Here is a 14,032-nt window from a genome sequence, read left to right as displayed (position 1 = left end):
ATTAAGTCAGAACTTTTAAACGGAGACAAAGATGTCTGCAGCTACTAACCTGACTGAGCTTCAGGATCAGATTCGCTCTCGCTATGGCGATTTGAGCAAGCGTCTGCAACAAGTCGCTGAGTACGTGCTGGATAACACAAACAGCATCGCTTTCGATACAGTGGCGGTGATCGCCAAACAGGCCGACGTCCCCCCCTCTACCCTTATCCGCTTTGCCAATGCCTTTGGCTTTACCGGTTTCAATGAAATGAAACAGCTATTTCGTCGTAACCTGGTTGAAGAAACAGCAAGCTACACCGACAGAGCAAGGCTTTTTAAGGAACTGGAAGGTAACCATACCCCACCAGAGCGCCCAGAAGACATCCTGCAGGAGTTTGCCCGCGCCAATGCTCAAGCTATGCAGCAACTCGCCACGCAAACTTCACCGGAAAAACTGCAGCAGGCAGTCGATATCCTCGCCAATGCCGACAACATCTACCTAATAGGCCTGCGTCGCTCGTTCAGCGTTGCATCCTATCTGACCTATGCACTGCGCCACCTTGAGCGCCGGGCATTCCTGATTGACGGCCTTGGCGGGATGTTCAAGGAACAGCTGAGCATGATCGGCCCCAATGATGCTGTTATTTCAGTCAGCTTCACTCCCTATGCCCAGGAAACGGTCGAGCTCAGTGAAATCGTCTCTCAGGTCGGTGCCAAGCAAATCGTCATGACCGACAGCCAAATCAGCCCATTGGCTTCATTTAGCGATGTTTGTTTCATTGTCAAAGAAGCCCAAGTGGATGCATTCCGCTCTCAGTCCGCCTCTCTGTGCCTGGCTCAGACACTGGCCGTATCATTGGCGTACAAGCAAGGTGAAACAAAAGGCGAATCCAAATCGACCACAGCAACACGCTAGGCTTTTCCTGCCTGCTGCAGCAACCCTTCTCACAATTTGATGCTAAAAGCTTCACGTTAGCCGCTAGCCGTTCAAAACCAACAGTACAAAACTAAAAAAGCCTCGCAGTTGCGAGGCTAAAACTAAGCAATTCATTCAATTAAGCTCTTTATCTGCCAACGCGGTATCAATGGGGGTTGATACCGGGCTGAATTCAGCTCCCTACTCACTCATCTAGGTTATCTGAACAAACCACTTATTAGGAACACGGGGTAACCTTGCTACTTCATTACAAAGTTATTTCACTACAGCGATACTGTCTTGCCACTATGGAGCGCCTCAAGTGCCGCTTCAGCCAGAACCAGCGCCTGCTCACCATCATAGCCATTACATTCCGGCTCGCATTTACCAGCCAGAACATCAACAAAACGCTGCCATTCTGCAATATAGGCAGCCTGATAGCGTTCCAGGAAGAAATGCTGCGGCTTGGCGCTGATACAACCTTGCTCACCCCAGTGCTGAACCAGGTTTTCTTTGACATTTCCGGCCTGAAGCAAACCCTTCTCACCGTGAAGCTCGATACGCTGATCGTAGCCATAGCCAGAGCGGCGGCTGTTGGTAATTGTGGCAATTGCACCAGACGGGAAATTCATCACGATCACGGCCGTGTCGATATCGCCAGCTTCTCCAATGGCCGGATCGACCATGCAACTACCATGGGCGGAGATAGAAACAGGATCTTCACCGATGATAAAACGGGCCATATCCAAATCATGGATTGTCATGTCCCGGAACATCCCACCGGAAACTTTGCTGTATTCCGCTGGCGGTGGCGACGGATCACGCGAAGTGATAAGCAGGGATTCGGCTTTGCCGATCACCCCCGCACTTAACTGTTCCCTTACCTGACGGAACTGAGGATCGTAGCGGCGGTTGAAGCCCACCATCATAGGTGCATTATGCTGCTTCACAACTGCCAGACAGTCACGTACACGGCTAAGATCAAGGTCAATTGGCTTTTCACAGAAAATTGCTTTGCCATTTTGGGCAGCCAACTCGATTAAATTGGCATGGGTATCAGTTGCTGAACCAATGCATACTCCATGAACAGCCGGATCAGCCATCGCTTCTTCCACGCTCTGAATAACAGCATCGTACTGAATTGCCAGCTTCTGTGCCCCTTCCAAATAAGGGTCGATCACAGAGTAGAGATTCGTTTCCGGGTGATTAGCAATATTGACAGCATGAACCTGACCAATACGGCCAGCCCCAAATAGCGCGATATTAAACATGCCTGACTCCTTAGCTAGCGAGCACTGTTCTCTATTTATCAAAGTGCTCGCGGGTTTCACGTTATTAAAATAATGGGTTTAGGTTGTTGATTGTTATTTATTCTTTTCGGCGTAAGTTTCACTGTTTATCCATCGATGATCAGGCTCCCAGGTAAACAACCATTTCCGCACGGGACCTGCCATCACATTCAGGTAGTAGCTGTCATAACCGGCAATCGTTGCCACCGGGTGATAGCCCTTCGGAACCTGAACGACATCTTTGTTGTATACCGCCATGCACTCATCCAACTCACGATCGTCGGTATAGACACGCTGCATACAAAAACCCTGCTCGGGATTGAGCCGGTGATAATAGGTTTCTTCGAGGTAGGTTTCTGCCGGTTCGGCACTGTGATCATGCTTGTGGCTCGGATAGGAGCTGGTACAGCCTTCGTCGGTATACACTTCAACCACCAGCAGACTGTCCGCCTCTTTATAATCCGGCAAAATGTTATGAACATAACGACGGTTGTTACCAACACCGCGAGATTCAGCATCGATATCCTCCGGCCCTATCAAGCGGGTCGGATAATTCCCTTTTCCCGGCGCAAGGCATACTGCAAGTTCCAGCGGCGTATTGGCGACAACGGTATATGCCTCACCTTTTGCAACATAGACAGCATAGGGTTTCTTACGTTCAAACGGCCCCATTCTGTCGCCAATGTTCTCAAAACAGGCTGTATCTGTCGTAACCGTCGCTTTTCCGCCAACCAGTACCAGACATACCTCATTGTCTGATGCTGACATAGTCAGGCTCTGACCAACTTCCAGCTGATACACCTCAAACCCAACATATCCCCACCCTGCAGATTCAGGAGTAATCCGTTGAGTATTGCCCAGATGATCCGGCGATTGATATTTAGATAGCAACGTTGACATTTACTGACCTCACTTTCTCGTTGTGCTGGCTTCATACTCAGCTTATAGAATTAATTTTTCAAAATAGTATCAACATGAAACTTACATTCCAAAATAAAATGTTAGTGCATCGTTCATTTTGTGGGCGAGATAACATGCGTAAAAATTAAACGCCTTTTGTTGCGTATCTGGCATAAATTCTTCCGCTTCACCATAGCCAGTTAATCTCCACGACTGTTCTCACTGATTGAGCATGGCGCGATAAATATTTTTCACCGAAAAGCATGTGGCCCAGCCTAATCATAACCCCACAATATTAGATATGGACAACAACACAGTGAGTACGCAGTGTTTATTATCATTTTTGTGGGCTCAATATAAAAACAAACCGAAAAATATTTTTCAACCTCTTTTTTGAAACTATACTCAGCCTTCAATAACAGCTAAGAGCAACCTGTTCGATCACGACTTCACGAGGGATTTATCATGCGCTACGCATTACATGGAATGTGCTCACTGCACAGCAATATCGTCAGCGACATCCGCTTAGCCAGAGAGACTGGCTATCAGGGGCTGGAAATTCACACAGATAAGCTATGGCGTTATATTCAGGCAGGATTAACGGCTTCCGCTCTGAAATCTCGACTTGAAGAAGCTCAAATTACGCCTAGTGCTATCGACATCGTAGGATCTGTTGAAGCCACCGACTTGGCGACCCAACAGACCGTATTTGACAACGTCACCACGCTATGTCGATTTGCTGCCGAAATAGGCGCACCGACCATTCAGTTAAATGCCTTCGAAGCACTTAACGGACTCTCTGTTGAGGACAATATCCGGATCACTGCGCAAAACATCAGGCGTATTGCAGATATTGGCAAAGAACACGGTATTCGTTTCCAATACGAAGGCGCAGCCTGGACACCGATAGCGACCCTCGAAGACTACTACCGGTTATATGATGCGGTTGGACGTGACAATTTCGGATTTGTGCTCGACACCTGGCATTTCTGGGCCTGCCGAGGTGCAGCGCCTGAAGACATGGCAAAAATCGACAAACAACTCATCTATAACGTACACCTTTCTGACGGTACCCGCCCTGACGTCGGCGCTCCCTGGGTCGACGAAAAAGAGCTAAGAGGCTATTTACTAGGAGACGGTGAAATCCCTCTCCAGGAGTGGGTCGATGCTATCAAGAGCACCGGTTATAACGGCTTCTACTCAGGCGAATTCCTCAATGACCAGTTATGGGAAGCGGACCACTACGAAGTCGCAGCCGCAATGCTTGATGGTATGAAGAAGCTTATTACCATGTCTTAGCAGAAATAAAAAAGGTCGATATTACTATCGACCTCTAACATTATTTTTAAGCTTTTTTCCGACTATCTAATCTTTCTTCAAGCTCTCTAAAGGCATTTTTTATCTTATCATCTGTTGATTGCATACTAGCCTTTTGAGCTGCTTTTTGCGCTTGCTCGTAGGTAAGCTTCATCAATTTATATACAGTAAACTTACCATCATTGGTCACCGCTTCTTGCCTGACTGTTACATAGCCGCCCATAGGTACATTATCTACGATAGTATCAATCAGCTGAGTATATTGCTCTGTTACTCCGGAGTTACTTTCTTGAATAAAGCTTTTCTCATTACCGGACATCTCTTGATTGAATGCTTTTGCTAATTCAAATTGAGCATTAAGCGTCGCTTTCTTAATCGCAATATTCAGTTTCGAGCTTTCCGCGATACCAATCCCATAAACACCTGTAACATCATTTTGAGGTGGATTCAGTACCCAATCAGGAATATTGCTCAATTGTTTTTCAGCTTTCTCTTGCTTTGCATCAGCAATAACTTGCTCAGCTTTTATCTGATCTTCAGCCAATTCAGTAGCCGTTGGCGCAGATGAGCAACCAGAAATAGTTAACAGGCTAACTGAAGTAAGAGCAATCAATGTTTTTTTCATGTACAGTCCTTGCAAATTAAGCGAATTTACTGTGTCAGTTCAACACAATAATAACGTTCACCATTTAAAAGCTTATAATCAGAAAACACGGTTTGGACGCCTGTAATCTGATGCTTACTCTTTAAATTGATCTCTTCTGTAAGCACATCCTTTGTTTGGATGTTATTGGCACTCTCTTCTGTCACCGTCTCTAAGCGAGTCTTTGCGGTAACCGTAGCTCCAAGCTCATGAGAGAGCGCCCCCTTAGCTTTGGCTTTTGCTGTGATCTCGTCGATATACCTATTACCAGAATCAGGAACACATGCACTACCTTCTATATCAGCAGAAACACCAAAGCTAAACAGAATGATTGATAAGGCCAAATATTTAGTCATACTTCCATCTGTAAAGGTCATCTTTATTCATCACAACCACCTTAGCATTTAGTGACGTAATAGATCTAAGTTGTGACTCCGATAAATTCCTGATAATAATAGGATTTCTGTAACTATAGCTAAGAAGGTTTTTGTTTTTCGAGTCATTTGCGTGTTGAAAACCGTATGTGTCGTTACCAACATGACCAAGTTCACCGCTGATTGGTAAGTAACCTTTGCCATATTTTGAGTCGATTTCGATAGCGATAACCTTGGATTTGAGCGCCCCAAGAAGCTTTTCTGTATAAGGTTTCTTTTGTCTATCGTCATTATTATTGTAATAGGAAAGACAAACCGAGTATTTAATCCTTCGGCAACGACGGGAAAAATCGTCAATCTTAAAATACTTACTAAGTGTTGGTAGCGTACTTTTGGTTGGAAGGTTCCAATCTACTGGCACAGATACATTAAAACTACCATCTTTATTTTTAACGAAGTTAGGCTTACCCATCGTGACTTTGGTTTCATTTTTAAATACGTTCAACACGTTCATGGTTAAGTCATCAAGTGCGAGATCGTATTCATTATCTTCAAGCATTGCTAACTGAAACAAGGTACCTTGCTCGAAGGCCTGACGTGTAGCTTCGCGGTTACGATCCAACTCATCTAACACCAATTCACGCGCCTTCATTAACTCTGTACTAGAGTTATCAGAATTAATCTTGCGTGTCAGTGAGACTAACTCATCTCGAAGTCGCTTATTATCGGCTTCCAATGACTTAATTTTTGCTTTACGCTCAGGATCCGACTTAAGTTTTGCCAAGCCATCTCGAATCGACTCTTTTGATAATCTAATATTGGCTGTTGTATTGAGAACAATGTTACCGGATTTATCAATTGAGCGAGAGTTAGTACGATCTTTAACTTCCATAAAGCCCGCAGTAAGTATTCTAATTTGCTGTTTCGTTATTTTGTTGCCAGAAACTTCTAATTCGCTCTCAACATATGTACCAGCATAATCTGATGCTGATTTCTTCGCAGATTCTAAGTTAATGTCTTTGGCACTTGTCATCGTATCATTATCGCCAAGAGTATAACTTTCCGTTACCTTTAAAGTGATTGCGTTAGTAGTATCACTTATAACCGACACCGCAGCTTGTGCTGAAGCACAAAATGACAGCCCAATGATACTTGCTAGAAGCTTTTTGTTCATACATCTATATCTCTGTAACTAAATGAATTTCTGGAAGAAAAATCATATCATACAAACAGCATATAATTATGGTATTAGCCATGTTGATAGTGCTCTACCTCACAAAAACAAGTTATTGAGTTAATGTAGCTAGTGATATATCGGTATTAAATGAAGAGGTGATAAATCAAATAAACACACTCGGTTATCTCCTTTGGGTATCAGCATTACCACGCCTATGCCTAGCTCCATACTTTGAAAACTTCTCTTTCGTCTATTCACCGCAACAATGGTTAATACTATTTTTGATTTGATGCTTGAGATAATTATCTGATAAGCCGTGTCATCACTTATCTCTCAGACGAGTGATAACACAGGCGGCCGATTTTCGGCCGCGGTGCAGAACAGTATGTTAACTAGAAATTAATTTGGAATAGGCAAATTATGAGCCTTCAAGAAACTCAGCTTATCCCAATATCCTCGCTGAAACGTAATTAGCCCGTCTTCAAATTTAAAGAACCCGCAGCCACGCAAGCCAAACGTATCATACAGTAGCTGGTATTCCATATTTAACGTTGTACTAAGAACGAAAACACCTCGCCCGGGCATCAATATCTGGTGGGTTATTTGTTGGCGATTGAGTATTCACGGCATCACTCGGGGAAAGGCAGACACATTTCAATCAGGTGGCACCATTCGTGCCACCTGATTTGCCTGTTGCGCCTATTGCCTCTAAGGCGTCGGGGCTTTCATTGGCAGGCGCTTTATAGCTCTTGCATCAGCTGGATATAGTTACCACAGGTATCGTCCAGTACTGCAATCATCACCGGCCCTGCCTCCCTGGGAGCAATCGAGAATTGCACCCCCAGGCTTGAAAGCCTTTCGTACTCTTTGTGGATATCGTCGACAGCGAAAGATGTCCAAGGGATCCCTGCTTCTTTAAGGGAGTTTTGGTAAAGCTTCGCAGGCTCGAAAGCCATAGGCTCAAGCAGTAACTCAACGCCCGATTGTTCCTGTGGCGATACAACGGTCAACCATTTGTGCTCCCCGAGCGGAACTTCCGTTTTCTTGGTAAACCCTAAAACGTTGGTATAGAAGTTTAATGCTTTGTCCTGATCATCAACAGAAACGCTTGTTACGCAGATTCTAATCACTGGCATGCACCTTTGCTGTTATGGAATATGTACAAGGTAACGAACGCATCGAGCAAAAACTTATTCCAGATTGCTTTTATGACGCTTTTGAAACTCTCGTGGAGAGTAACCCGTACACTTTTTAAAAACAGAGGAGAACGTCGTTAAGCTTTCATACCCCACTTCAAAGCAGGTGTCAGTAATCGAACAGCCTTGCCTCAGAAGCTGTTTGGCTTTTGAAATACGCATATCTTTCAAGTAGTTTCTAGGGGTTACCCCATACATTTGCTTGAATATCCGCACATAGTGAAAGCGAGACATAAATGCCGCTTCAGCCAAATCGTTCAGCTCAACCCTTTCGGCGTAATACTTCTCCATGAAGGCCTTGGACTGCCGGATCAGGATATACTGTTTGGGCCGTAGAGGTAGCTCGTTGTAGAGGCGGTCTATTTCTGTTTCATAGTATGTCTTGGGAGAGGACGGCATCTGACTTCTTCGGTTAAGGAAGGGGACACACTTTATTCTAACACGTTTGTGTCCTGGGGTTCTCCAGCCAAGGTTCCCCCCTTCACCTGGCTTAGAGGCAAGTGAAGGGAGTGGATGTTTTATGGCTGTAGTTCTGTAACCGCACTCTCGACTGCCAGCTGTTCGGCTGCACAACCAGCCATAGCGCTGAACAGTAAGGTGGTGACTAATAACTGTTGGGGTAATTTCATGTTCATCATATCCTCATTGACTCGTGCAATAAGTCATTTAAGTTGGCGTTTATTCATAGGTTCCGCGAATTGGGTAGTTATTGTCCGGATCACGGATAAATGCCAGCCCGGAAAGCAGGATCCCCAATTCAGGTCGGGCAAAGGGACCGTTGGAAATATCGAGAACCTGTACCTGGCCCTTGTCGTTGATCACATAAAGGCCAGGTTCGGAAAATGGATGATCGGTTTCCTGCACCGATCGGGGCTGGGATATGTAGAGTCCCAACTGTTGCATCTGCTCTATGCTCAGGCCATACGCAACGGGATAACTTACCGTCAGATCTGCCATATGAGCCGTTACTTGTGCCTCGCTATCGGCAGAAACTGCGACAATATCGATACCAAGCTTAAAAAAGTCGTCTTTGAGCTTTTCAAGCTCATTGAGGTAGCGGGTACAAAGCGGGCAATGCTTGCCTCGATAGACCACCACCATTTTCCAGTCAAAACCGGTTTGTGGCATGCCAAGGGAGATGTTGCCACCGTTTAATGTGGCAACTTAATAACTGGAAACGGCTCGCCAGCCTTAAATTTGTTCGCCGTCATAATGTTTTCCTTCTCATCGTCTGCATACGAATTGCATCTGGTTATGCACAAATCAGGCAGTTGTGAAACCGTGGCAGTGGATTTATGGCTTCACAACCGCTTGAAAATGGTGTGCCTGCTAAACAATCACAATGGCTTCAGCTAGATGCTGATGTAGTTATAGCTGTCATCATCTTTATTACGTTTACCGCGTAACTTATCGCTGTAGTTTTCCGCCCAGATCGCTGTTGCGTTCTGGTTCTGGTTCCAGTCAAATACAGTTGAACGGTGCTTGATCTTCCAGACGCCGTCGCGACGTTCAAAGCGGAAATGATGTCGGCCTCCCAAGATACCCTCTTTGTCGACCCCGTCTTCTTCGTGAACATGGTAAGCCCAGACATAGCACTCGGCTGTCGCCATATCGCCATCAATTTCGATCAGCGGATTGCTGATACGGTGCTGAGTGACTTTCAGGGCTTTAAACCCTTCCATTGCCGGCTCAACAAAGGCGTGAGCGTTATCGTTATAAAAGAACAGATCCGGGAAGATAGGGTCCTGATGTTCTTCAATCGCATCTTCCCAGTAGGTTGACTTCATTAGTTCACCGTCAACCCGGTCCAGGGCGCGGGCGAACTTATACATGACTTCTGTCATTTCCTGCTTATCGAGCAGCTCTTGCATTTTTTGTTGCATATCCATGATTCTTTCCTCGGGTTTTCCGCCCCTGACCAAGGCCTGAGGCGGGGTTATGCTATTAACGAAAACAGGGGTTATTTGCTTTCCCATTCATCAACCGGATCCAGTACGGTGAACTTGCGCGGGCTGGCCAGTAGATCCGGCAAGTAGGCTTCGTACTCGTCGCGGTATGATTTGCCTTGCAACTGGTTCTTCATAAAGTCATCCATTGACGGCTCGTCCCAGCGCTCGTACAGGGTGAACTTGTTAGGGTTGTCGGCGTGGCGGTGAAAGTAAGTCGATACAAAGGTATCTTCGTGTGACATCGCCTCAAGGACACCGGTCGCGCCTTTGACAAACTTGTCGACGCACTCAGGCTTTACATCAAACTCGACATAAAATACGAGATGTTTGGACATAATGGTTTACCTCTTAAAACGTTATGTTTTCTATTAATCAGGGGCCTGTCACGCCCATTCAGGTAGGCTGCTTTATATTCTTCAGTGCATTTCTAGCCAGTAGGTCTCACTGGCGGTTATGACTGCTGCCTAACGTTGAGGTAATAATAGGGGCTATCTAAATTGAATATAAGAATGCTAAAATGAATACCATCTATTCGATATTGGAATTGATAAGGAAGGCGAATGGATCAGTTAGGTGCAATGCGGGCTTTTATCCGGGTAGTACAAACCGGCAGTTTTTCAGCGGCGGCCCGAGAGAAAAACACAACCCAAGCCACAATCAGCAAAAAAGTTGCAGCCCTGGAAACCATGCTGGGTGTCAAGTTGCTAACCAGAAGCAGCCGTGAGCTCTCTTTGACCCAGGTTGGCGCGGAATATTATGAAAAATGTGTGTCTATCATTGGCGAACTGGATGAAGCGGAAGCAAGTGCTCGCTCCCAGGTGGCTTCACCAAAAGGGATTATCAGGATCACGGCACCGGTTGTTTTTGGCCGTCTTGTCATCGCGCCAATCCTGTCAGAGTTTTTATCCCTCTACCCTGAAATCAAGGTTGATTTGGCATTAAGTGACAAGCATGTGGACCTTATCAGCGAAGGTGTCGATGTGGCAATCCGGGCCAGAGAGCTGGAAGATTCATCCCTAATAGCCAGGCACCTGTTCGACAATCCTATGTTGTTAGTCGCCGCCCCCGAATACCTGGCTCAACACGGTGAACCTAAAGAGCCCACTGAATTACGACGCCATAATTGCCTGGTGTACTCGATGCTGAAAACTGTCAACATTTGGCATTTTTCCCATCAGGACAAGAATATCTCCGTCGCTGTTAATGGTAACTTTCAGGGCGATAACGGTGATGTGATCCTTAAGCTGGTTCTTGATGGAACGGGGCTTGCCCAGCTCCCGATCTGGATGGTCGATGAACATCTTAAATCGGGTGAGCTGAAACAGGTGTTGTCTGATTATGTAGCAAAACCGCTTCCTTTTAATGCGATTTACCCTCAAAGTCGCTATGTGCCGCTTAAAGTTCGATGCTTTGTCGACTTCTTGAAACAACAGTTATCTGATAAAACGATTTATCAGTAAATTGCCGGCTGCCAGGCCGGCAATAACAATACTCTCCGGCATACAGAGCCGGATCTCCCCATTTTGTGAAATATCAAATAAGGGCAATTTACCCACCCTATAAATTCTGTTTTGGAATAGTTGCTATTCATATTCCATGCGTTCTATTCAATAAACATGTCGGTTATCTTTCTCCCATCACAAAACCACGGCTTTCCGGGGGGATAGATAATGAGTAAATTTATCAAGTACAGCCAATATAACGCACCACAAGACTCTCTGGCTCAGCTAGAGGCAGCGAAAGCTTCAATGGGCTTTGTACCGAACCTGCTCGGTTACATGGCCGAATCACCGGCTCTGCTCAATAGCTATGTCTATCTGTCTGAGCAAGCGGGTAAAACAGACTTAACCCCGACCGAACGTCAGGTGGTACTGATGACCGTCAATCGCTTTCATGAATGTCGATACTGCATGGCAGGTCATACTCAGTACGCTGAAACGCACGGGGTGGATATGGCAGTGATCAATGCCATTCGCGATGACCAGCCGATAGGGAATCCCAAATTAGCCACGCTACGCAGTTTCACACTGAAGCTTGTCGAACAGCGCGGGGTGATGTCACAGACGCTGGTTGACGCTTTTTTTAAGTCCGGTTACAGCCAGCAAAACGCACTGGAAGTAATCGCCCTGATCACTTTAAAAGTAATGAGCAATTACACCAATCATTTAGTCGGCACAGAGCTCGATGGTATATCCATGGCCAAGCGTTGGTCACCAGCCAGTGAGCGTTAGATACGAGATGGTAAATTGAAGGAAACCGTTATGACGAAGAAACTTGAAAGCAAAGTGGCCGCTATTACCGGCGGTATGAACCAAGATATCCTGTTTAACCATTTTGATCTCAGCGGTGATCTTACCCTGAGCAACCGTATTGTCATGGCCCCCATGAACCGTAGCATGGCCGATGATGATCTAGTTCCGACCGATGCGATGGCTGATTACTACGCCCGCCGTGCTGACACTGGCCTGATTATCACTGAGTCACTCATGATATCGCCAAGCGCCCAGGGATACCCCAATACCCCTGCCATCTTCACCCCGGCACAGGTAGCAGGCTGGGAAAAGGTGGTCAGGAAAGTCCATGCAAAAGGCGGCAAAATCTTCGCCCAGATCTGGCATACCGGCAGGGTTTCACACCCTATCTATCTCAATGGTGAAAAGCCTCTCGCGCCTTCGGCCGTTGCCTTGAAGGGGCGTGTGCCGCGCACTGACGATCTGCAATATGCTGTGCCGCGTGAAATGACCGAGGCAGAAATCCGCCAGATGATTCAGGACTTCGCCCAGGCGGCAGCCAATGCCCGTGAAGCCGGCTTTGATGGTGTGGAGGTCCACGCTGCCAATGGCTACCTGCTGGATCAGTTTCTGCACTGGGATACCAACCGCCGTACAGATGACTGGGGCGGCAGTGCAGAGAATATGGCCCGTATTTTATTTGAAGTACTGGGTGCGGTGAAGCTGGAGATCCCCCATGTCGGTCTTCGAGTATCACCGGTGGGGTATTTACACCTGGAACATGATGATCGCGATAAAGCCGTCTCGGATTATGTCTTGCAACGCCTCAATCATTACGGTCTGACCTATGTTCACACCGGGATGTTTGAAGACAGTGAGCAGGAACATCTTGCCGGCACGGTTACCCAGTACATTCGCAGTCTTTATCAAGGCACTGTGATCGCGTGCGGAGGCTATGATGCTGAGCGGGGTCGCGAGGCGCTACACAAGGGGGATGCAGATCTGATCGCTATCGGCCGCCCGCTGATCGCCAACCCGGATTTCGTTGAAAAGGTACGTACCCGACAGCCGCTAACCACTTACAGCGCTGAGATGTTGAACGAGCTGGTATGACGAATGAGGAAAGAAAGGAATATGAGGAGAATTTGTCGAAAGTACTTTGAGTCTATATCGGGTGGCAATAAACAATGGTTTCAGCACTGCTCCCCCTTTTAGTAGCAGCATGGCATGCAAAATTGCATACCATACCGATATTGGTTGTGGTGAGCAGCCTCAACAGGTTACACGCAATGTTATTTTTCAAGCACTTACTATAAATCATCCTGGTCTATCAAATTAATCGAACAACTCAGTCAATTTGTAGCAATTGTTCCGTCATGAGGTGAATGGAATGATACAAGCAATCTTTGAGTACCTGATGTAAAGATCGAATACGGAGTGAATATATGAAAATGGGAAATACAAAGGACAACTACGGGTTAATTGCTATTGCTATTCACTGGCTGGTCGCATTTGGATTCTTAGGTGCTTATGGTTCTGTCTATTATAGACATTGGTTTAGCGAAGGTGGATTTAGCATGACCGAGCTTAACTCAAATATGATTGCACTCTATCTGCACTTGTCTTTTGGGATCACTATTGCAGTATTTGTCGCTTTACGCATACTTTGGAAACTAATCAATAAAACCCCCAATGATGTACCAGGCGGAAGCAAGTTCGAACACTTGGCAGCGCATGCCATGCATTGGAGCCTGTACGCAGTCATGATCATTTTGCCAATAACGGGTTACATGGGCACCAAATTAGACACGAATTTTTTCTTTCTATTTGATATACCTAAATTTAATGACACCCCCCTATACCCCCTGGTTGTCGAGAAGTGGTTGCAAACGGATTGGGAACACTTTGAGCCGATTGTCGATGCCATTCATAAAAACACGGGGGCATATGTTTGTTGGTTCCTGATTATTTTGCACGCAGGAGCTGCGATTTATCATCATGTGGCTCGAAAAGATATTGTCCTAAAACGAATGGCACCATGGCTTAGATAAGCCGTAATTT

15 protein-coding genes and 1 pseudogene are annotated in these 14,032 nt (G+C 46.1%); 6 read left to right on the top strand and 10 right to left on the bottom strand.

The genetic code is table 11. From position 1 onward, the window contains the following. Positions 1-31 precede the first annotated feature (31 nt). Positions 32-895, top strand: a complete 864-nt coding sequence (locus tag BIT28_RS22510) for a MurR/RpiR family transcriptional regulator (RefSeq protein ID WP_075767186.1) — start codon at positions 32-34, stop codon at positions 893-895. Positions 896-1,179: 284 nt separating this feature from the next. On the opposite strand, the gene iolG is transcribed toward BIT28_RS22510, so the two are convergent. Beyond that, a complete protein-coding gene (gene iolG / locus BIT28_RS22505; RefSeq protein WP_075767185.1) occupies positions 1,180-2,166 on the bottom strand; it encodes an inositol 2-dehydrogenase in 987 nt (328 codons plus the stop codon). 93 nt (positions 2,167-2,259) lie between these two features. After that, on the bottom strand, positions 2,260-3,084 hold the full coding sequence (gene iolB, locus BIT28_RS22500) for a 5-deoxy-glucuronate isomerase (protein WP_075767184.1): 825 nt from the start codon (positions 3,082-3,084) through the stop codon (positions 2,260-2,262). 465 nt (positions 3,085-3,549) lie between these two features. Between iolB and BIT28_RS22495 the strand changes: the two genes are divergently transcribed. Then, entirely contained in the window at positions 3,550-4,383 is an 834-nt protein-coding gene (locus tag BIT28_RS22495; protein ID WP_075767183.1) for a sugar phosphate isomerase/epimerase family protein, read from the top strand. Between the two features lie 46 nt (positions 4,384-4,429). On the opposite strand, the gene BIT28_RS22490 is transcribed toward BIT28_RS22495, so the two are convergent. The 8 genes and pseudogenes from BIT28_RS22490 to BIT28_RS22450 all read right to left on the bottom strand — a co-directional run bounded on the left by BIT28_RS22490 (position 4,430) and on the right by BIT28_RS22450 (position 10,075). Continuing rightward, the gene (locus BIT28_RS22490; RefSeq protein ID WP_075767182.1) at positions 4,430-5,026 is read right to left on the bottom strand and encodes an LPP20 family lipoprotein; all 597 of its coding nucleotides are present in this window, start codon (positions 5,024-5,026) and stop codon (positions 4,430-4,432) included. Positions 5,027-5,052: 26 nt separating this feature from the next. Further along, positions 5,053-5,400 (bottom strand): hypothetical protein, encoded by a 348-nt coding sequence (locus BIT28_RS22485; RefSeq protein WP_075767181.1) that lies wholly within the window; start codon positions 5,398-5,400, stop codon positions 5,053-5,055. Beyond that, positions 5,393-6,592, bottom strand: coding sequence for a hypothetical protein (locus tag BIT28_RS22480; RefSeq protein ID WP_075767180.1), 1,200 nt, complete (start codon positions 6,590-6,592; stop codon positions 5,393-5,395). The genes BIT28_RS22485 and BIT28_RS22480 overlap by 8 nt, the downstream gene beginning before the upstream one ends. A gap of 743 nt (positions 6,593-7,335) precedes the next feature. After that, complete coding sequence (locus BIT28_RS22470; protein WP_075767276.1) at positions 7,336-7,725, bottom strand: VOC family protein; 390 nt, start codon at positions 7,723-7,725, stop codon at positions 7,336-7,338. A gap of 60 nt (positions 7,726-7,785) precedes the next feature. Further along, positions 7,786-8,190 (bottom strand): helix-turn-helix domain-containing protein, encoded by a 405-nt coding sequence (locus BIT28_RS22465; RefSeq protein ID WP_075767179.1) that lies wholly within the window; start codon positions 8,188-8,190, stop codon positions 7,786-7,788. A gap of 279 nt (positions 8,191-8,469) precedes the next feature. Beyond that, positions 8,470-9,002, bottom strand: a pseudogene (locus tag BIT28_RS22460) (peroxiredoxin-like family protein). 141 nt (positions 9,003-9,143) lie between these two features. Beyond that, positions 9,144-9,680: a nuclear transport factor 2 family protein gene (locus BIT28_RS22455; RefSeq protein WP_075767178.1), complete on the bottom strand. Its 537-nt coding sequence runs from the start codon at positions 9,678-9,680 to the stop codon at positions 9,144-9,146. Between the two features lie 71 nt (positions 9,681-9,751). Further along, positions 9,752-10,075: a putative quinol monooxygenase gene (locus BIT28_RS22450; RefSeq protein ID WP_075767177.1), complete on the bottom strand. Its 324-nt coding sequence runs from the start codon at positions 10,073-10,075 to the stop codon at positions 9,752-9,754. Between the two features lie 225 nt (positions 10,076-10,300). On the opposite strand from BIT28_RS22450, the gene BIT28_RS22445 reads away from it, so the two are divergent. The 4 genes from BIT28_RS22445 to BIT28_RS22430 all read left to right on the top strand — a co-directional run bounded on the left by BIT28_RS22445 (position 10,301) and on the right by BIT28_RS22430 (position 14,022). Further along, the gene (locus BIT28_RS22445) at positions 10,301-11,200 is read left to right on the top strand and encodes a LysR family transcriptional regulator (RefSeq protein ID WP_075767176.1); all 900 of its coding nucleotides are present in this window, start codon (positions 10,301-10,303) and stop codon (positions 11,198-11,200) included. A gap of 210 nt (positions 11,201-11,410) precedes the next feature. After that, complete coding sequence (locus tag BIT28_RS22440; RefSeq protein ID WP_075767175.1) at positions 11,411-11,971, top strand: carboxymuconolactone decarboxylase family protein; 561 nt, start codon at positions 11,411-11,413, stop codon at positions 11,969-11,971. A 75-nt stretch (positions 11,972-12,046) separates the two neighbouring features. Next, positions 12,047-13,084, top strand: a complete 1,038-nt coding sequence (locus BIT28_RS22435) for an alkene reductase (RefSeq protein ID WP_075767275.1) — start codon at positions 12,047-12,049, stop codon at positions 13,082-13,084. A gap of 332 nt (positions 13,085-13,416) precedes the next feature. After that, complete coding sequence (locus BIT28_RS22430) at positions 13,417-14,022, top strand: cytochrome b (RefSeq protein WP_075767174.1); 606 nt, start codon at positions 13,417-13,419, stop codon at positions 14,020-14,022. The last annotated feature ends 10 nt before the right edge of the window (positions 14,023-14,032 follow it).

The organism is Photobacterium proteolyticum, assembly GCF_001939735.1.
In the GTDB taxonomy this organism is placed as follows: domain Bacteria; phylum Pseudomonadota; class Gammaproteobacteria; order Enterobacterales; family Vibrionaceae; genus Photobacterium; species Photobacterium proteolyticum.
Note: the sequence above shows the minus strand (reverse complement) of the source record. Positions and strands in the feature narration are given on the sequence as shown.